Below are 17916 nucleotides of genomic sequence, written 5' to 3' on the forward strand. Positions count from 1 at the left end.
TCGGCAGCGTCAGATGTGTATAAGAGACAGGCGTCGCGCATCGCGACCAGGTCGACCACACACGGCACTCCGGTGAAGTCCTGCATCAACACCCGCGCCGGCGTATAGGCGATCTCCCTGCCGTGCGCGGCGCCAGGGTCCCAGGCCGCCATTGCCTCGACCTGTTCGGCGGTGACCAGCCGGCCGTCTTCGTTGCGCAGCAGGTTCTCGAGTAGAACCTTGAGACTGTAGGGAAGTCGCTCCGAGCCCTCGATGCGATCGAGCCGTCGAATCTGATACGTGGTGTCGTCGACGCTCAGCTGACCCCGGGTACCGAAGCTGTCGAGGGTACTGTCTGCGGCCATGTGCGAGCCCTCCCACCGGTCGGATCTGTTATCACCGACCCTAGGTCGGCTTTACCGACGGGGCCAGGGGGAGTAGGCCCCCAATCAGCCTTGCTGGGCCGCGCGCTCCAGCACCGGCCGCTTGTCCGGGCAGTAGGTGTTGACCGAGGCGCCGAGGAACTGCCAGGCCTGCGCCTGGTTGGTGCCCTTCTGCAAATTGGGGGTGATGAAGCGAACCGACTTGGCCGCGTCGCCGTCGACACCCTTGTCCAACCGCTCGCACACGATCTTGCCCAGCCAGGCGTTGTAGTCGCGCGGGCCGTAGATGCCGTAGGTGTGCAGTTCCCGGGCGAAATCGGTGTCAGGGTCGGCGTGAGCGGGCGCCGCCAGGCTCACGGCCAAGCCCAAGACCGCTGCGGCGAGGGTCGTCGATTTCATGAGATGCAGTGTAGACCCATCTGCTTAGGTGGTCTTCCTTTGCAGGCGGGGGAGGCCGGCGCGAGGCCGCGCTCACCTGCGCGAATCGCACACAATGTGGCGCCCGTCGCCCATTCGGATGTGACGGGCAAAACAATAAGGAATTTATGAGGTTTATAAATTTGTGACTATTAGCCAAATTTCTCGTATTGTGTCTCCCCGTGGGCCGACACGAGTTAGCCAGCCAGCGCAAACGATCCTCGGTATTGATGGCGGCAGTCCTCGCACCAGCTACATTGTTCTTTGCTGTGGGAGGTAGCGCCAATCCTGCGGTGCCGAAAGAATCCAGTGCGGTGGTTGCTGAAGACAATTCACCAGGCGGTTTGCAGCTGGTAGCCGCACCGATAGCGACCCCGGAGACGGGCCCGCCGGCGCGGTTCGCCGTGGCCTCGCGGACGCGCACCGTGCCACGGTTCCTGCCCGCGGGAGTCGCCCCGGAGCGCGGACTGCAGGTCCGCACGATCCAGGCCGCTCGCAGCATCAGCGACGCCTTTCCCGAGATCATGCAGATCGGCGGGGTGCGGGCCGATGCGCTGCGTTGGCACCCCAACGGGTTGGCGCTCGATGTGATGGTGCCCAACCCGGGCAGCCCCGAGGGCATCGCGCTCGGCGATGCGATCGTGGCCTACGTGATGGAGAACGCCGGCCGGTTCGGCCTGCAGGACGCCATCTGGCGCGGCGTCTACTACACACCCGGCGGCGGAGCCCAGCGCGGCGGTTACGGCCACTACGACCACGTCCATGTCACCACCACCGGCGGCGGGTACCCCAGCGGTGCCGAGGTCTACCTGCGCTGACAGCGCGGCAATGCCAGCTCGGCGTTACCGGTCGAGGAATCGGCGTTACCGGTCGAGGAAGAAGTCCCTCAGCGGCTCCGGGCCACCCCCGTAGCCGGAGAAGTCCGTCACGCCGGCCTCCGCCAACACGTCGGCGTCGATGTAGCACTGGCCGCTGGCCTGGGCTGCCGGACGCCGCAGAATCTCCACGGCGGCGTCGGCCATGATCTGCGGGCTGCGCGCCTTCTCCAGTAGCTCGCCGCCATCGGGGGAGTTGGCCACCGCGGAGGTCGCGATGTAGGTCTGGGGCCACAGGCAGTTGCAGGCGATTCCAGTGTCGGCATACTCAGCGGCCCAGCCCAGCGTCAACAACGTCATGCCGTATTTGGACAGCGTGTAGGACGGGTGCACGCCCAACCAGTACGGGTTCAAGTTGATCGGGGGAGCGATCGTCAGGACGTGTGGCGCCGCGGACTTGCGTAGGTACGGCAGGCACGCCTTGGTCAGCAGGAACGTCCCGCGCACGTTGATGTCGTGCATGAGGTCAAACTTCTTGGCGGACAAATGTTCTGACGGCTCAGTCGCGATGGAGCTGGCGTTGTTGACGCAGATGTCGATGCCACCGAACCTTTCCACCGCGGCGTCGACGGCGCGCTGCACGTCCTCCTCGCTGCGCACGTCGCCCACCACCGCCAGAGCCTTACCGCCGGCTTTCTCGATCTCGGCTGCCGCGGTGTGCACGGTGCCGGGCAGGCGCGGATGCGGCTCGGCTGTCTTGGCCAGCAGCACCACGTTGGCGCCCAGTCGTGCCGCACCCAGTCCCACGGCCAGCCCGATACCGCGGCTTGCGCCGGACACCACCATGGTGCGGCCGGAGAATTCGGTGCCTGCCACCTGCTGACTCCTTGTCGTCGATGCGCGGGGAGTGGCGGACCTTCCGGTTGGATTCGCCCGCCCCACGTCCGGCCGCAAGCGTGACAGTTTGACGCAGAATTGTAAAGTTCCTCAGGCGGCCGCGGGCGCCTTGAGTGCGGCCGCCAGCATGGTCGCCGTCAGCCGCACCATCGCCTCGCGATCCGCGGTCGCGGGCCGCTGCAAGGCGATTCGCAGGCAGGCGCTCGACGTCACCCCCATGGTCACGAACACCAGGTCGTCCAACTCCGCGGGTGAGAGATCGGGACGGGACCGGCTCGGGATCACGCTGCCCAGCGGCAACAGGCTGCGCTCGATCTCGTCCATCGCGGTGTGGTTGAGGTAGGGCGGCAGATCGAAAGATGAGGATGTCAGCGCCGCCAGCAGAATCGGGGCGTGCTGCTCATAGACGGTCGTCAGCGTGTCGACGATCAGCAATGCCGCCGCGTCGACCTCGAGGTCGATCGCCTGTCCAACAGTGCGGACCAGCTGGAACGAGATGTCGCGGGTGGCGGCATCCACCAGCTCGGCGATGATCGCCGCGCGATCCGGAAAATACCGGTAGACAGTGCCGATACTGACGTGTGCCGTGTCCGCGATGCTCTGCGTGGTCAGCGTTTCGACACCACGGCGCGCGATCAGCTGACGGGCGGTCTCGAGCAGGCGGCTGCGCATCTCGCGGGCGCGCTGCTGCTGCGGCCGCGACCGTGTCTGTGCGGGCATGGCACCCCCAAATAAAAGTGAGTAGTAACTGAGCTGTTCTCATGTTTCCATAGCGGTATGGCAAATGTGCCCAATGTCCCCAATGCCGACCTGGCCATTACGCGATACGGCCAGGCCGGCCGGGACTGGATCGCCGGGACACAGCTCGCCGATCCGCTGGCCGATGCCGTGGTCGCCGACTTCGCCACGCTGCCCCGCGGGGCGGGGATGGCCATGTTTCGGGCTGCGCTCCAGCACGGCATCGACGCGGTCGAATCGCCACCGGAGTCGCTGCGGGCATTGTTCGACGAGATCGATCACGAGCCCGACTGGCTCGACCACGACCGCCTGGATCGCGCTGCGGGCCATATCGTGCGCCACACTGCGTCCTACGGCATCGTTTTGGGTGCGGCCTCGTTAACGTCTGGCGCCATGAACGCCGCCGCCGGCATGCCGTTGGTGCTGACCGGTCGCTACACCAGCCAGGCGGCCGTGCGGTCGATCGAAGTCGGCGCATGGCTGGAGGAGATCCTGACGCCCGGCGGGCTGCGGCGCCACGGTGCCGGCGTGGCCACGACATTGCGGGTCCGCATCATTCATGCGTTCGTCCGGCGTCATCTGCTCGCCGAAGGCGACTGGAACAATGCTGCATGGGGTGCCCCCATTCCACAGAGCTACATGGCGTTCACCATCGTCGAGTTCGGCCGAATCGCTCTGGCGGCAATGCACCAACTGGGTGTTCGTTATAAGCGAGAAGAACTCGACGACATCTACCACTTCTGGCGTTACGTTGGTCGGCTCAACGGCGTTGCGGAAGAACTGAATCCGGCAACCGAAGCCGATCAGATCCGGATCGCCGAGCTGTACGCGCTCACCGCGGTGGAACCCGACAAAGAAGATCGCGACTTCGTCCGCGCACTGACGCACGACTACCTGGCGCGTGAGATTGCCGAGCTGCTGCCCTTCGCGGGATCCTGGAAGCATCGGTTGGGTGTCAACATCATCAGCGGTATGACCCGGGCGTTTCTCGGTGATGCCAACGCCAGCCGCCTGGGCGTGGCGGACACGCCGTTCAAATACCTGCCGCGGGTGCTCGGCCCGGCCTTCGGCGGGGTCAACCAGGTGCTGGCGCGCATTCCCGGGGTCAACGAACTGCGGACCCGGCGTGCGCTGGCCAACTACCCGCTGCTGATGGCCCAACAGCGGCAGCGCTACGGGGTACACCACGACCTGGTGGATGCCGCGCCCGACAATGGCGGCCATCCAGCTGCGGTGCGCTCCGGGTAGCAGCTCTGCGCCGGCAACGACGTCCATCGCTCGCTAGCCTTCTCGGGCATGCCTTGCACCGGTGATTGTGAAACCGCCTGAATGGGTAGTAGTCCCATGATCACGTCCAGCTTCGAGTGGACGCTTCTGATGGGAGGATTCGATGAATGTGTTCGTTCGCCGCATGGCGTTCGCCGTCGCCATTGCGCTAGCGCCCATGACCTACGTGGCAGCAGTGTCACCTGGTGTGGCCATCGCCACGCCCCCTGACTGCGGTCCGGGCAACTGGTGGAACCCGGGTGCCAACGCGTGCCAGCCCACCGCACCCCCGAACTGCGGTCCGGGCAACTGGTGGAACCCGGCGGCCAATGCCTGCCAGCCGGTAACGCCGCCACCGCCGCGGTAACTGCAGCGCTCGGCCATGGCGGCCATCTGCCCCTGGCGATGGCCGCCATGGCTCACATCTGAGTCCGCAGGTCTAGCCGGCTTTCGCCTCGAGGTTGCGCGTCCGGGCTAGACGGCGGTCCCGTTGCTCCTCGAACTCAACACATGGCGCTCAAGGCCCTCGAGGTACGTTGCGAGCTGTTCCCGGCGTCGTTCGCCACGCGACGTGAAATCATCACGCTCGAAAGTCCGCCACTTACGCAGGTTCGGCCGCACGACTTCGTCCAGAGGCTCCGAACCCGTCCCTACAGTTGTGCGCGGCCGAACCGCCCGTCATGGGTCAATGGTTGCCGATTGGCCACTGCTGCAACTGGATTCGCCAATGGCCTCCACTGAACCCCATTCCGTCACTGTGACGTACTGCTTCAGCAAGTGTGGGGACGAGGGGAGAGCGAGTGGTGGTGCCCGTCATGGGCGAACTCACCGCTGGGAGCGCAGCGCTACTGACTACGATCACAACGAGCCGCCCAACCCGCGGCACTCCAACGCTAGCGCGGAGATGTGTTGCAACCAATGAGCCAATCTCTACCCAGTGCCCGGATTCTTGTTCTCGTGGGCAGTTTGCGATCCGGTTCGCTTAATCGTCAGCTGGCCGCGACGGCCATCAACCTTGCGCCCACTCAGATCGAGCCGGTTCTATTCGATCGTCTGGGCGAGGTGCCGCATTACAACGAAGACCTCGACGTAGCGCCAGCCGACGAAGCTGTCGAGGCTCTTCGCGCAGAGGCGGCCCACTCCGACGCCCTGTTGGTGGTCACCCCCGAGTACAACGGCGGTTTGCCCGGCGTCTTGAAGAACGCGTTCGATTGGCTCTCACGCCCCTACGGCGAGGCTGCATTGCTGGGCAAGCCCGCAGCAGTGATCGGCACCGCACTGGGTCGCTACGGCGCGGCCTGGGCGCACGCGGACGCACGAAAGACGCTCGCTATCGCTGGCGCTAAGGTGCCCGACGACATAGAACTGTCGATCCCGGCCAAGAACTTCAACGGGCTACATCCGCAGGACTCCGAGGAGGTCGTCGAATCGCTGCGCGGCGTGTGGTCACAGCTGATTCGCCACTTGCAGAATTGATTGCGGACCGGCGGCTGGGCGGACGATGCAAACTTTTGGTTGCGGCAACCCGCCTCACGCCTGATTCGCCACTCCGAGAAGTGATTTCGCGTCGATAGGGCGCTCCGGGCCATGCTCAATCATTTCGTCACTGTGACGTATTGGCACGGTGCGACAGGGGTGAGGCAGGGGCGACTCCGGGTCAGTCGTGGCCGGCACCGCGCCGTGAATAGCGGCGAGCACATCCGAGGCGGCGACGCACCTGCGCAGGCTCCGTGGATGCGCAGCAATCGCCGCGACGCTTGTGTGGGTTTGCACATCGGGCAACCGCGCCGGGACGGGCGGTGGTTGACCATGGCGGCAATCCAGGGGCGAGTCCACAAACACGGCGAAGGAAACGACGATGCGGATCTGGACTCGGCCCCTTCCCACCCCGTATCGCTAACGCCGATAACGTACATTATGTCAATTAAAGTACGCTATGTTCATCTGATAAATCACTGACTTCCGTCTCCTAGAAAAATGCTGCCTGCCGCTGCTAAACCGCTGTGCTACAGCATGTTTCATTGACACCGTTTCGCAGCCGGCGTGCGTGGTTTGCGAGCCAAGCGGCTACGGCGCTGCCAAGTCCCACGGATTGATGAGTTCGACGCCGGTGTCAACGAAGTCACTGACGTTGCGCGTCGCAAGTCCGGCGTTCCAGTTGCGGCAAATTGCGGCGATCTGCCCATCGGCCATACTGATCTGGAACCCGCTACGCTCCCGGTCAGCAACGATTTCCGCATAGTGGGTTGCAGCCAGCGCGTCGAATGGCAAAATCCTGTCCCGGAAATCCTCCGCCAGCAGTCCGTCGACCTTTACGCGAAGCTCCCGTCTGCGTCGCCCGTTCGGCAATCGGGCGACGCCGTACATCAGTTCGGCCGCCGTCACGGCAGTCAGCAATATGTCGGACGCATCCAAACTGTCGACCCAACTAGCGACACCAGGTTCCGGTGCCGCGCGCATGAGCTCCGAGACGACGTTGGTGTCCAAGACGATCATTCGTCAAGGACCGCAGCACGTGGACGCTCGGTCCGGCTGGGCAGGTCAAGCTCCACACCCCCAGTACCCGAGAAACGCTGCCGAATCCGCGTTGCCATCCCAGGACCGCCCACAGGGCGTTCCAATGCCGTGCGCAAGATCTCGCGCACCTCTGATTCCATCGACCGGCCGTGCTCTGCTGCGCGAACACGCAGCGCCGCTTTGAGCTCGTCGTCAAAATCACGAATCGTCAAGGTCGCCATCAGTCACCCCTCGCCCATTGCTTGCATTGCTGTCAATGCTAGCAGATTGTCGGCACCTGGCGCGTTTTCTGCCTAGTAATCTCCGCGCACGGTTACTGGGGCAGGACCGAGGAATGAAATGACGCCCCCGGCTGGCAGATGACGACTCCCTGCCTACCAACTGGCCAAGCCGCTGGCGCGGTACCTCCAGTGGAGGAATACGGCGGAATCGAATATGGCGGGTGACCAGTAAAGTACGCCACGTTCATCAGATGAAACCCCCGCCGAGCGAGACCGTATTACACAGGGTGTCGTGTGCGAGTTAACGTTCGACCGCGATGAGATCACCTTTTACGGACCAGCGAGGACCATCCGGATGCGCGGCTATCAGCTCGCCAGCAACGCACCAGTGGTCCGCGGGGTCCCACTTAACGCCCTTTCGGTACCGCGAGACGAGCCGCGGCACGGCACCGAGGACGGCCCAGCGCTTCTCAAGCAGGTGCTTCTCGATCTCCGTTCGGTCAGCCTGAAGGATTGCCGCGAGTCGGGCTGTGACCTCCGGCAGCACAGCCATGTCGGTGTGTGCCTGGAACGCGCTAATCACCCCATCGAAGATGCCCTTCAACAATCCACCCCACACCGGTTGTCGCCCGTCGGCTGGCCGGATCTTGACTCTGACGGCGAATGGCGTCGCGACCCCACTTCCAAAGCCGTTCGGCTCAATCTGTTCGCGAGCTCGTGCCAGAGCCAGCCACACGCGTGCCAGCTTGGCGTGATCCTGAGTTTCGCCGACGGATGCGCCTAGGTCGATCCAGTCGAAAGACGCCAGCGTTCGTCCCAGCCGCCAGTGAGCGAACGTGTCCGACTTTGACGTAAGTGCATACCGGTATCCAAACCCGTACTCAGCGTTATCCGGAGCCGACGGCACCACCGCGCCGTGTTCGAAGCGGATCCCGTTGCGGCCTGCGGATTTGAAGGAGTCAATGTTGTAGAGCGCGAGGTTCTCAACATCGGCGTTGGGAAGTTTGGGGCCAAAAAACGCGGCATGCAACACCTGCCCCGCCGATGGAGCCAGCCGGCCGCAGCGACGCTGAATCTCTTGCCGCAGCTCCTCTTGCCAGACAGAACGGTGCTCGAAGCGGATATAGTCGTCGGCCCAAGCCTCGACTACCGGACTGTCCGCCGCTGGACCACGGATGTGGGAGTGCCCCGCGGGCCGCGATGCTGCCACGGGCTGATCACTCGGTTTCGTGGAAGCAGGTCGCCGGTGGTCCCCCCGGGCACTACCGATAACGGGTTCATCATCACCTGAGTCGTCTGCTCGGCCGTCCGCATGTTCGATACGTTTGGTTGAGCCGGGTTGTCCGCGACTGCCAGCCGGACGACACATTCCACAGGGCGAGATTGGCTGCTCTAGCGTGTCGATTGCCCACCGGTCTAGCTCGACCACATCTTCCGCGCACACTTTCACGTACTGTCCGGTCCACGGTCCCCCGCGGGGGTTCTGACCACTGATCGTTCGACAACCGGCGTGATGCAGGCGCGCTTGGGTCGGACTGTGACCGCGCGCGATATTGATTACGTAGCCATCGCGGTGGGCAGCGAGCCACGCGAGATAGCCGGCGTCATCGTCTCGGAACTCAATGACCCGTGGCATAGGGCCACACTATGCCTCCCCCCACCGACAGAAGGTTCACTCCGGAACGAGCAGGCTGCCCGTCCAATCCCCGCCGATCGCCTGATCAAGACGGCTGGTGCCAACCACATGGTGGCGCCGCCAGCAAATAGCAGAGCCAGCGCTTCGCATTTCCAGACCCCGGACCGCAAGAGATCGCTTCTAGACCCGCCCCTCGCCTATCGCCCGCCGTCGATGAACCGGCCCGCGGAGGAATGAGGAATACGGTGCAATCCAATAGCAATCGGCTATGCGCACCAAGACCGGCCTCGCGACTCAGGGTCCCCCGGCTGGGTGGACACTAGGGCGTGGCCCTTTCTGCAACGGTATTCAAAGTCGAACTTGGCGTCTCCGATGTCGATCACGGTTACTACGCCGATCACACGCTGACCGTGGCCCGTCATCCCAGTGAGACCGATGAGCGGATGGTGGTGCGGTTGTTGGCGTTTGGGCTGCGCGCACACCGACTCGGCGACGTCGACGGTGAGTTGGCGTTCGGGGCGGGCTTGTCCACCCCTGGCGTACCAGACTTGCGGCTCACCGACTACACCGGCCGGATCCTGGAGTGGATCAACGTCGGCCAGCCCGACGAACGTGCTTTGGCCAAAGCAGCCAACCAGGCAGACCAGGTGCTGCTGTTCCCGTTCGCCGCCGGCGTGGCCACCTGGTGGCGCACCGTCGGCCCCAAGGTGGCGGGCCTGCCGAACTTGTCGGTGGTGCAGATACCGCACGCGCCGGTGCAGCAAGTGGCTCAGACGGTCGATAGACGGGTCTCGGCGCAGGTAATGGTGATGGAAAGCCAGGTGACGATGACCGTGTGCGGTGTCGACGTCACCTTCACGCCCGAACCGTTGGAGTAAACGAGCCGCAGGCACGCAGACGGCCTGCCGTCTCTCGGGCGGTGATCCTGCCCCCCGTAGGCTCGCCGCATGCACGAAGTGACTCTGGCCGGCGCCGCAGAAGCCGCGACGCTGACAGTGGGACTGTCGGTCTATGCAGCGTTGATGCTCGTCAGCATCGCCGTGGCGATCGACAGCGCCCGCCGACACCGACGACTCCGCACGATCTACTCCGCGGTGACGGTTGGGATACTCATCCTGGGCGGGCTGGTCGCGGCGATTTTCAGCAGCATCGCGTGAAACTGGCGGCCGCGGCTCACGCCGCTCGGCGGCGCCGGTCCCGCCCTGATCCCCGGCTACTCGTCCTCAGCCTCGTCACGGTGCGCGGCCTCGATCACCTCTGGCGGTACCGGCCTCTGCAGCCACACCCGCATAGCAACCCGCCGGTGATCGTCCCTACGGCAAGGAGGGCAACGATGAACCACAGCGCCAGCGACATGCAGCAATTCTCCCCCTGGCCCAAGCGATATGAGGCGATATCTTCAGCTCTACTCTTTCGCGATGAGGTGTTGGCGCGCCCACTCCTCAGTGGTCGTGGTCGGGATACCGCGGGTGGCGTTGAACGTACCGTCCTTCGGCCACGCGACGCCTTTGCCCTGAGCGAACACCGCACGATACTTCCCTAACCCGTCGTCGGGGTTTCGGTCGCGGTCGTGCAGTAGCTGCGCGACGGTCCATTCATTGCCGGTCACGGGGGCTCCCGTAGTCCGTCCGACGATCTCGGCGAGTTCGCGGTAGGTGATCGTGTCGCCGGCGACGTAGACGACCTGGTTCGCGATACGCGGGCGGGCCTGGATGATCTCCGCGGTGAGTACGCCGATGTCCTCCGGAGTGGTGACGGTGACTTCGGTGTCCCAATTGCCCAGCGCGTTAATAGTATTGGTGGTGAGGTCGACGACTCCGAAATCGGGTTCGAACAGGAAGCTGGTGAACATGCCGGTCGACACGATCACCCATTCGGTGGCGCTCTGGGCGCGCAGCATGTCGCGCACGTCGAGTTGCTCGTCGAACAGGTCTTGGGGGCTGCCGCGTCCGATGGCGTCGTAGTCGGCGCCGAACTGCCACGGGAAGTATCGCGGAACCCGCGCCGCCAACGCGGCCTCGGTGATCTTGCGCTGGGTCCCCGCTCCCGCCGCGAAACCGATGCAGCTCACCACCGTGTGGAACTGTCCCAGCACCGTGGACAGCTCAGCCGCCGACGCCGTCGCAACGTCGGCCTCAACGATTCCGACCCCGCGGGCCGAGAACTCGTCGCGTAGCTGGGCATGCCGGGCTGTGTCCGACGGCCGAAGCAGTACCGTCACCGCCGGCGCGTCGGTCCGGTCGGTCAGTGCGGTGACAACGTTGCCGCCGAGTTCGCCGGCCCCGATGACGAGAATCCTCCCCCGATGTGATGACTGCTCAAAGGCCATAACCCCTCCGCGGCGCAGATCCGTTCGCGAATGCGAACGCCTCGCCATAACAACCCGCTACAGCGCAGCATTCCCGGCTAACCGCTGGCCGGCTCCGGCGCGTCGCCACGAGTAGCGCGCCGGTGCACACTGATCCCCATGGGCAGACTCATCTACGGCTTCACCGTGTCGGTGGACGGCTACATCGCTGACGCACACGGCAGCATCGACTGGAGCGAACCGAGCGACGAACTGCACCAGTACTGGAACGACTTCGAGCGAGAAACCGCGCTGTCGTTCTACGGACGGCGGCTCTACGAACTGATGTCCGCCTACTGGCCGACCGCCGACGAGGACCCGGACGCTCCACCGTTGATCGTCGACTTCGCCCACATCTGGCGCGCCATGCCCAAGGTCGTGTTCTCACGGACCCTGGAGTCAGTCGACTGGAATTCCCGACTGGAGCGCGGCGACCCGGTCGAGGTGGTGACGAAGCTGAAGGCCCAAACCGACGGCAACTTGGAAGTGGCCGGCGCGACGCTGGCCGCACCGATCGTGCAGGCCGGACTGGTGGACGAGTACCGGATCGTGATCGCCCCCACCGCCGTGGGCGGCGGGACGCCGTTCTTCCCGGGCCTGCCATCGTGGGTCTCGCTGCGGCTGCTGGAAAACCGCACCTTCCCCGGTGGCACGGTCCTGCTGCGCTACGAGGCGAAGCACGACTGAACGGATCGAAGAATCGCCGCTAGGCCCACCGCCACCGGCATTACCCACTGCCGTTGTCTCCGGAGACTTGTCAAACCCCCACCAACCACCAACAACTAGACCGGCCGCGAGTGCGTCCACAGTCCGCTACGTGCAGCGAAACTGCCTGTTGAGCATGCAATTCACCGGTGGTGAGTACGTCCCGGACAGCACGCCTCGGAAACCACCGGTAGCGGATCCGCCCGGCGCGATGATCCGATTCCAATTCACCGGAGCCAGCACATAGTGCGTGCCGGATCGGCCAACGGTGCTGCTCCACGCGTGCGAGATCGATTCATTGCCCGGTAGATCGAATTCAAGGCGCCAATCGGTCATCGGCACCGCACTCCAATTGGTGATGGTGAATCGGGCGATGAAGCCGGTCTGCCATGTCGACGTCACCGACAACGTCGCGGTGGCCGCGGCCGCATGAGCCACGGCGGTGGTAGCGAATCCGAGGATGACCACCATCGCTGCCGCCACGGCAAGGTGAAGCACTGTGCACCAGCGCTTCGCGTGACTGCGGAATACGGCCATAGCAGCCAACACTAAAGCCGAACGAGCGTCGTCGTCCCTGTCGCCGCCGGTAGCCTGCAGGACCTTTGCTCAACTGAAACCGTCACGTGACGTCGCTCGGCGTCGTCACGGATTCGGTCCCCGGTCCCCACCGGACCTCCAACAGGGCTACCGTTGCCCAGGGGCGAAGTCACTGTCCGCGACAAGGAGCCGACATGTTGAAGTACGAGATCCATGGAACCGGTGAGCCCTTGGTGCTGGTCCACGGGATCACGCACCGCAGGCAGGCCTGGTATCCGGTGCTGGAGCACCTGACCGATCACCGCACCGTCGTGCTCTTCGATCTGCCCGGCCACGGCGAATCGCATGACTTTGTGGTGCGCAACGACGACGTACAGGGAACCCTGCGCGAAGAACTGGTCGGGCTCTTGGATCAGCTGGGGCTCGAGCGTCCGCACATCGCCGGCAACTCTCTGGGCGGCCGGATCGCGATGGAGGCCGCCGCAGACAACCTGGTCTCGAGTGCGACGGTGTTGTCCCCCGCGGCTTACTGGCACAACGCCCTCGACTTCGCCTACATCCGGCTGGTCTTCACCTGCCTGACGACCAGTGCCCGCCTGCTGGCACCCGTGGTGCCGAGGCTCGCGCGTTCGCCGCGCGCGAGGCACATGATGGGTGGGGTGGTCTCCGCCCACCCCGAGCGGATCCCGGCCGACGAATTCGTGGGCGACCTCAACGGCATGCGGCGGGCCGTTCCCGCCATGAAGAAGATCTTCCCGGCAGCCAAAGTGTTCGACCGGGCGATCCCGGCCGACATCCCGGTGACTGTCGCATGGGCCGCACGTGACCGGATCCTGCTGCCCTACCAAGCGCGCATCGCCGAGAAGCGGCTGCCCCAGGCCCGCCACATCCGACTGCCCGGCTGCGGTCACGTGCCCATGGCCGACGACCCCGAGCTCGTCGCACGGGTCCTGCTGGAGGGCAGCGCTCCCAACGCGCGGGCCGAGGCCTCATAGCACGCTCCTGGTGATCCACGGTGCGGCCGGCGCGGGTGCTTGAATAGGCCGTGGCCAACCGCATCCAATCCCTGCTCGGGGTTGCCTACCCCGTCGTCCAGGCCCCGATGACCTACATCGCGCGCGCCGAACTCGCCGCGGCGGTCTCCGAGGCGGGCGGGCTCGGTGTGATCGAGACCCTCACCCCCGAAGGCCGTGCCGACCTACAGCGGGTGCGTGAGCTCACCGACAAACCGGTGGCGGCCAACCTCATGATCCAGGGCTGGAAGAGCGACCTGTCGATTGTCGAGACCCTGACCGAAGCCGGCGTGCGCCACGTCTTCACCTCCGCCGGCGACCCGGCCTTGTTCACCAAACCGCTGCACGACGCCGGCATGACGGTGGTCCACGTGGTCGGCTCCCTCAAGGGCGCTCTCAAGGCCGCCGACGCCGGTGTCGACGCGCTGGTGGTCGAGGGCGTCGAAGGCGGCGGCTTCAAGTCACTGCTGGGCGCCTCGACCATGGTGCTGCTCCCCCTGGTCGCCGAAAACGTTGACCTGCCGATCATCGCCGCCGGCGGCATCTGCGATGCGCGCTCGGCTGCGGCGGCGCTGGTGCTCGGCGCCGAGGGCGTGCAGATGGGCACCCGGATGCTGGCCAGCCACGAATCCGCGGTGCACGCGAACTTCAAGGACGCGATCGTGGCCGCCAACGATTCGGGCACTGTGCTGCTCGACGTTCCGGGAAATCCGACCATGCGGGTGCTGCGTACCGGGCTGGCCGCCAGAGTCGCTGCACACGAACCGGATTCACGGCTGCTGGGAAAGATCACCGAACTGTACTTCGACGGCGACATGGAGGCCAGCGTCGCCAACACCGGCCAGGTGTCGTCCCGGATCATCGATCTTCTGCCGGTGGCCGAGATCATCCGTGGCACCTGGGACGAGATCGAAGCGGTGCTGGACGGCGCACGAGCACGAGCCGAAAGTTTGTGAACCTCGCCCGCAGATGAGCTCGAAGCGACCATGATCATGCAATGGTTCGCCAGCGTCGGTCGGTCGAGGCGTGACCCTGCCTGAGTCGGGCCCTGAATCGGGGCAGCATTCACGGCGGCGCTCTAAATTCTCGGCCTTGCATCTGTTCGCCGTCCTCGGCGTCATCGCGGTCCCGGCGTTCGGCTGGTTCGGCCAACATTGGTCGGGCGCAACGACCGTGGTCGTGTACTGGTTCGAGAACGTCACAATGTGTCTGCTGGTGATAGCCCGCATCGCTGTGCACCAACGCCTGAACCCCAAGTACGGGCACTTCCGCTACCGCGGCCCTGGAACCGGCGGCCCGTCCAATTCGTCGTTCTTGAGCGGCTTCGCCCTGATCAGCCTGGTGTTCTGCGCAGCCCATGGCGTGTTCCTGGCGGCCATCCTCGCGCTGCTGATTCACAACCGTGCGCCCGAGCTCGCGATGATCGATCTGGATTGGCGCAGCGTCGGCTGGGGATGCCTGGGGGTGTTGCTGTTCCTGACGATGGAATTCCTCACCGATCTGGTCGATCTGCGCCGTTGGTCCTTCCGGGATATCGAGACCGCTGCCAACGCCGGCCTGGGCCGCGTCATGGTCGTGCATATGACGCTGCTGCTCGGATTCGCCGGGATCGCCGCGACGAACGCCCCGGGGACATTGTTCACGGTATTCGTCGTGCTGAAGAGCCTTGCTGCGCTCAGTGTGGTGGTTCCCCAATGGGAGCCGGCGAGACCCCCACGCGGCCTGTCCAACCTGATGAATCGACTGCCGAACGTGCACCCCGGAGAACGTTTCGAGGACTTCTGGGTGAAGGACCAAGCCAACGAGCGAGAGCGGCAGCGGCGCAACGAGCAGCCCTGGAAGACCGCCAGGCCCTAACGGCGTTCGGCCGGATTGGTCGCCTCCCCATGGGCGGCCGCACCGAATATGGCGACGGCCACCGCACCTGCGACCGCGGTGCAGAACCCCAACGCCACCAGCCAGCCCAGCCCGGCTCGTGCGGTATCCCCGAGCAGTAGCACGCCGACGACGCCGGGCATCACCGTCTCGCCGACGACCAGAGCGGCAACGGCGCCGTTCACCGAACCCAGCTGCAAAGCAACGGTAAACAGGTAGAAGCCCCCGGCTCCGGCAATGGCGATCGCCCAGAACGCCGGGTCCTTCAGCAGCACTGGCAAGTTCAGCGGATCGACGCCGTCGACCACCCGCACCGCGATGGCCATCACGCCATAGAGGACACCGGCGACCAATCCGGCGGCGATGGCGACGCGGGCTCCCAGCAGGCGCATGAGACCAACCCCGAGCACGGCGATCAGCATCGCCAGCAACATCAGCGCCCAGTGCAGCCCGGATCCCGACGTGTCTGTACCGGCCTGACCAGCGCTTAACCCCAAGACGCACAGTGACACAATCACCGTCGCGATCGCCACCCAATCGCGGCGGCGGAGGCGAACGCCGAGCACGGCTATGCCGAGCACCGCGGTGACGACCAGATTGGCGCTGATGATGGTCTGCGACAGAAACAGCGGTATCAGCCGCGCCGCGACGATGTTGCCGACGAAACCGATGACGTCGAGGACCATCCCGGCGATGAACGCCGTGGTCAGCACCGCGTTGGCGGTCGAGCGCAGCGTCGGCCGACCGTCTGGGGTGGCGACGGCGCCCTCCCCTGCAGCAGAACTACGTGCACCATAGGCCTGCAGGACCGAGGCAACCCCATAGCCGAAACAGGCCAACAGCGCTGCGGCCAACCCGATCAGCACGGCACTACCTCTCAACGCTCCTGAAGGGTGTGCGGCCCGGCCGAAATCCGCTGGGCGATCTCGCCGTATCGCTCGAAACGCCCCGGATCGCCGAGCGCGTTGTACAGGACCAGGCGCGTCGCGACTCCCCCGTACTTGCCGATCAGCTTGTCTGCCAACTCATCCCACGTCGACTCGGTGGCGAACGCGGCAAGGTGCTCGTCGCTGATCTGCGCGGCCATCCCGGCGAAGTCGCCGGCCTTCTGCTTCTCACGGATCCGGGCGGTGGTGCCGTCGAACCCTGCCTCATCCCAGATGAAGGCGTAATTCGGGGTGCTCCCGTAGAAGCTCAGACTGGCCCGCACCAGTTCCCGCTCCTTGTGCCGCTCTTCATCGCTGTCGCCGACGATCGTCATCGCGGGCACGATCACGGCGACCTCCGACGGGGAGCGGCCGGCCTTCGCGGCGCCTTCGGCCAGCTTCGGCACCACGTGACGCGCCAGGTAGCCGGGCTCGCTGAGCGGGTGAACGTGCACGCCGTCAGCCACTTCGCCGGCCATCCGCAGCATCCACGGATTCACCGCCGCGACGTCAACCTTGGGGTCGGGTGCGTCGATCGGCCCCGCACTCCACTGCGGGGTGATGAAGTCCAGCTCGTAGAAGTCTCCGTGATGATCCAGCTTTCCGGTTCGGAAGGCGGCGAAGCACGCCTTGACCGCCAGCACGTAGTCGCGCAGCCGTGGGCCGGGATGGTCGAACGCCGCGCCGTAACGCCGCACCACATGGGTACGCACCTGGGTGCCGAGGCCCAGCCGGAAGTTGCCGCCGGTCGCCTCCTGCAGCTCCCACGCGGTGGCCGCCGTGACGAACGGACTGCGGGGAAAGGCCACCGCGACACCGGTCGACAGCTCAAGACCAGGAGCGGACTGAGATGCGATCGCGGCATTCAGATACGCCGTGCGACCGGCTTCGGTGAACAGCAGACCGGAAAAACCCGCCTTTTGGGTGTTGCGGGCCAGGTCGCCGGCCTTGGCCAACGGCTGGGGCAGGGCCATGACGTCAATGTGCACCTGGGTGAGACTACGTGCCGAGTCCCTGCTGACGGGACTACTTTGCGCCTGTCATCGGATCGCAGGTCGTGCCCGACGCGGCCTGTAACGTGGCGGGCGTGAAACCCACTCGGATGCACTCATTCGTTGCTGTTGCGGCCAGTCTCGCGGCCATCGCCCTGCCCGTCGCGGCGGCAGGGACGGCCTCCGCCGCCGACACCTGCCCCACCGCCGCACCGGCCGGCGGCGCGCCGGAGTGGACGCTGACCGGGGCCACCGGCAGCGTCGCAGTCACCGGGTCGACCGAAACGGCCGCGCCCCGGGTGGACGTCTCGGCGCCGTTCAGCGTGACGTCAACCCAAGTGCACACCTTGCAGGCCGGCAGCGGCCCGGTGGTCCCGGCCACGGCCAAGGTGTCCGTCTGCTACATGGGCGTCAACGGACGAGACGGGTCGGTGTTCGATAGCAGCTACAAGCGCGGCGCTCCGGTGGACTTCCCGCTCGACGGCGTCATCCCCGGATTCCAGAAGGCGATCGCCGGTCAAACAGTCGGATCCACCGTCGCGGTGGCCATGACCTCTGCCGACGGCTACCCCGACGGCCAGCCCAGCGCCGGGATCCGGCAGGGCGACACCCTCGTGTTCGCGATCAAGATCCTGGGCGCCTCAGGCTGATC

Annotated in this window: 21 protein-coding genes and 2 pseudogenes; 10 read left to right on the plus strand and 13 right to left on the minus strand. The window is 65.4% G+C overall.

Annotation, left to right across the window (positions count from 1 at the left end; translation table 11 throughout):
- Together acnA and LI94_RS04325 are read right to left on the minus strand one after the other, a co-directional pair.
- A pseudogene (gene acnA / locus LI94_RS04320) lies at positions 1-344 on the minus strand (aconitate hydratase); the annotation flags it as partial.
- Between the two features lie 84 nt (positions 345-428).
- Positions 429-761 (minus strand): DUF732 domain-containing protein, encoded by a 333-nt coding sequence (locus tag LI94_RS04325; protein ID WP_024441275.1) that lies wholly within the window; start codon positions 759-761, stop codon positions 429-431.
- Positions 762-961: 200 nt separating this feature from the next.
- On the opposite strand from LI94_RS04325, the gene LI94_RS23660 reads away from it, so the two are divergent.
- Positions 962-1597 (plus strand): hypothetical protein, encoded by a 636-nt coding sequence (locus LI94_RS23660; RefSeq protein WP_192830901.1) that lies wholly within the window; start codon positions 962-964, stop codon positions 1595-1597.
- Positions 1598-1642: 45 nt separating this feature from the next.
- Here LI94_RS23660 and LI94_RS04335 read toward each other — a convergent pair whose 3' ends face one another.
- Both LI94_RS04335 and LI94_RS04340 read right to left on the minus strand, forming a co-directional pair.
- On the minus strand, positions 1643-2470 hold the full coding sequence (locus tag LI94_RS04335; RefSeq protein ID WP_082105652.1) for an NAD(P)-dependent oxidoreductase: 828 nt from the start codon (positions 2468-2470) through the stop codon (positions 1643-1645).
- 111 nt (positions 2471-2581) lie between these two features.
- Entirely contained in the window at positions 2582-3211 is a 630-nt protein-coding gene (locus LI94_RS04340) for a TetR/AcrR family transcriptional regulator (protein WP_125079233.1), read from the minus strand.
- A 57-nt stretch (positions 3212-3268) separates the two neighbouring features.
- Between LI94_RS04340 and LI94_RS04345 the strand changes: the two genes are divergently transcribed.
- Positions 3269-4477 carry an oxygenase MpaB family protein gene (locus LI94_RS04345; RefSeq protein WP_046300404.1) on the plus strand — a complete coding sequence of 403 codons (1209 nt, stop codon included), beginning with the start codon at positions 3269-3271 and terminating at the stop codon, positions 4475-4477.
- 201 nt (positions 4478-4678) lie between these two features.
- Here the strand turns inward: LI94_RS04345 and LI94_RS23665 are convergent, their stop codons facing one another.
- Positions 4679-4918, minus strand: a complete 240-nt coding sequence (locus LI94_RS23665; RefSeq protein WP_164517967.1) for a hypothetical protein — start codon at positions 4916-4918, stop codon at positions 4679-4681.
- Positions 4919-4934: 16 nt separating this feature from the next.
- Positions 4935-5134 (minus strand): annotated as a pseudogene (locus LI94_RS24370) (acyl-ACP desaturase); the annotation flags it as partial.
- A 267-nt stretch (positions 5135-5401) separates the two neighbouring features.
- Here LI94_RS24370 and LI94_RS04355 point away from each other — a divergent pair.
- Positions 5402-5971 (plus strand): NAD(P)H-dependent oxidoreductase, encoded by a 570-nt coding sequence (locus LI94_RS04355; RefSeq protein WP_343252044.1) that lies wholly within the window; start codon positions 5402-5404, stop codon positions 5969-5971.
- Between the two features lie 591 nt (positions 5972-6562).
- Here the strand turns inward: LI94_RS04355 and LI94_RS04360 are convergent.
- The 3 genes from LI94_RS04360 to LI94_RS23015 all read right to left on the minus strand — a co-directional run bounded on the left by LI94_RS04360 (position 6563) and on the right by LI94_RS23015 (position 8443).
- Positions 6563-6991: a type II toxin-antitoxin system VapC family toxin gene (locus tag LI94_RS04360; RefSeq protein WP_024441291.1), complete on the minus strand. Its 429-nt coding sequence runs from the start codon at positions 6989-6991 to the stop codon at positions 6563-6565.
- Positions 6988-7233, minus strand: coding sequence for an Arc family DNA-binding protein (locus LI94_RS04365; RefSeq protein WP_046300405.1), 246 nt, complete (start codon positions 7231-7233; stop codon positions 6988-6990). Before LI94_RS04365 ends, LI94_RS04360 begins: the two co-directional genes overlap by 4 nt.
- Before the next feature lie 301 nt (positions 7234-7534).
- A complete protein-coding gene (locus LI94_RS23015; RefSeq protein WP_152664750.1) occupies positions 7535-8443 on the minus strand; it encodes a hypothetical protein in 909 nt (302 codons plus the stop codon).
- A gap of 752 nt (positions 8444-9195) precedes the next feature.
- On the opposite strand from LI94_RS23015, the gene LI94_RS04375 reads away from it, so the two are divergent.
- Together LI94_RS04375 and LI94_RS04380 are read left to right on the plus strand one after the other, a co-directional pair.
- A complete protein-coding gene (locus LI94_RS04375) occupies positions 9196-9747 on the plus strand; it encodes a YaeQ family protein (protein WP_046300407.1) in 552 nt (183 codons plus the stop codon).
- A 69-nt stretch (positions 9748-9816) separates the two neighbouring features.
- Positions 9817-10026, plus strand: coding sequence for a hypothetical protein (locus LI94_RS04380; protein WP_046300408.1), 210 nt, complete (start codon positions 9817-9819; stop codon positions 10024-10026).
- Positions 10027-10274: 248 nt separating this feature from the next.
- On the opposite strand, the gene LI94_RS04385 is transcribed toward LI94_RS04380, so the two are convergent.
- Entirely contained in the window at positions 10275-11198 is a 924-nt protein-coding gene (locus LI94_RS04385) for an aromatic alcohol reductase (RefSeq protein WP_046300409.1), read from the minus strand.
- Between the two features lie 138 nt (positions 11199-11336).
- Here LI94_RS04385 and LI94_RS04390 point away from each other — a divergent pair, with 138 nt between their 5' ends.
- Positions 11337-11903: a dihydrofolate reductase family protein gene (locus tag LI94_RS04390; protein WP_024441296.1), complete on the plus strand. Its 567-nt coding sequence runs from the start codon at positions 11337-11339 to the stop codon at positions 11901-11903.
- 126 nt (positions 11904-12029) lie between these two features.
- Here LI94_RS04390 and LI94_RS04395 read toward each other — a convergent pair whose 3' ends face one another.
- Positions 12030-12458: a cellulose-binding domain-containing protein gene (locus LI94_RS04395; RefSeq protein WP_046300410.1), complete on the minus strand. Its 429-nt coding sequence runs from the start codon at positions 12456-12458 to the stop codon at positions 12030-12032.
- Between the two features lie 194 nt (positions 12459-12652).
- On the opposite strand from LI94_RS04395, the gene LI94_RS04400 reads away from it, so the two are divergent.
- From LI94_RS04400 to LI94_RS04410, 3 genes are all read left to right on the plus strand, one after another.
- Positions 12653-13453 (plus strand): alpha/beta hydrolase, encoded by an 801-nt coding sequence (locus LI94_RS04400; protein ID WP_046300411.1) that lies wholly within the window; start codon positions 12653-12655, stop codon positions 13451-13453.
- 50 nt (positions 13454-13503) lie between these two features.
- Positions 13504-14427: a nitronate monooxygenase gene (locus LI94_RS04405; protein ID WP_024441299.1), complete on the plus strand. Its 924-nt coding sequence runs from the start codon at positions 13504-13506 to the stop codon at positions 14425-14427.
- 76 nt (positions 14428-14503) lie between these two features.
- Positions 14504-15328 (plus strand): DUF6498-containing protein, encoded by an 825-nt coding sequence (locus LI94_RS04410; protein WP_255351879.1) that lies wholly within the window; start codon positions 14504-14506, stop codon positions 15326-15328.
- Here LI94_RS04410 and LI94_RS04415 read toward each other — a convergent pair.
- Together LI94_RS04415 and LI94_RS04420 are read right to left on the minus strand one after the other, a co-directional pair.
- Positions 15325-16212 carry a hypothetical protein gene (locus tag LI94_RS04415; protein WP_046300413.1) on the minus strand — a complete coding sequence of 296 codons (888 nt, stop codon included), beginning with the start codon at positions 16210-16212 and terminating at the stop codon, positions 15325-15327. The genes LI94_RS04410 and LI94_RS04415 overlap by 4 nt on opposite strands.
- An 11-nt stretch (positions 16213-16223) precedes the next feature.
- Entirely contained in the window at positions 16224-17261 is a 1038-nt protein-coding gene (locus tag LI94_RS04420; protein ID WP_024441301.1) for a TIGR03617 family F420-dependent LLM class oxidoreductase, read from the minus strand.
- Positions 17262-17374: 113 nt separating this feature from the next.
- Between LI94_RS04420 and LI94_RS04425 the strand changes: the two genes are divergently transcribed.
- Positions 17375-17914, plus strand: a complete 540-nt coding sequence (locus tag LI94_RS04425) for an FKBP-type peptidyl-prolyl cis-trans isomerase (protein WP_036457426.1) — start codon at positions 17375-17377, stop codon at positions 17912-17914.
- Positions 17915-17916 lie beyond the last annotated feature (2 nt).

It is taken from the genome of Mycobacterium sp. UM_Kg27 (genome assembly GCF_000972905.1).
Lineage (GTDB): Bacteria > Actinomycetota > Actinomycetes > Mycobacteriales > Mycobacteriaceae > Mycobacterium.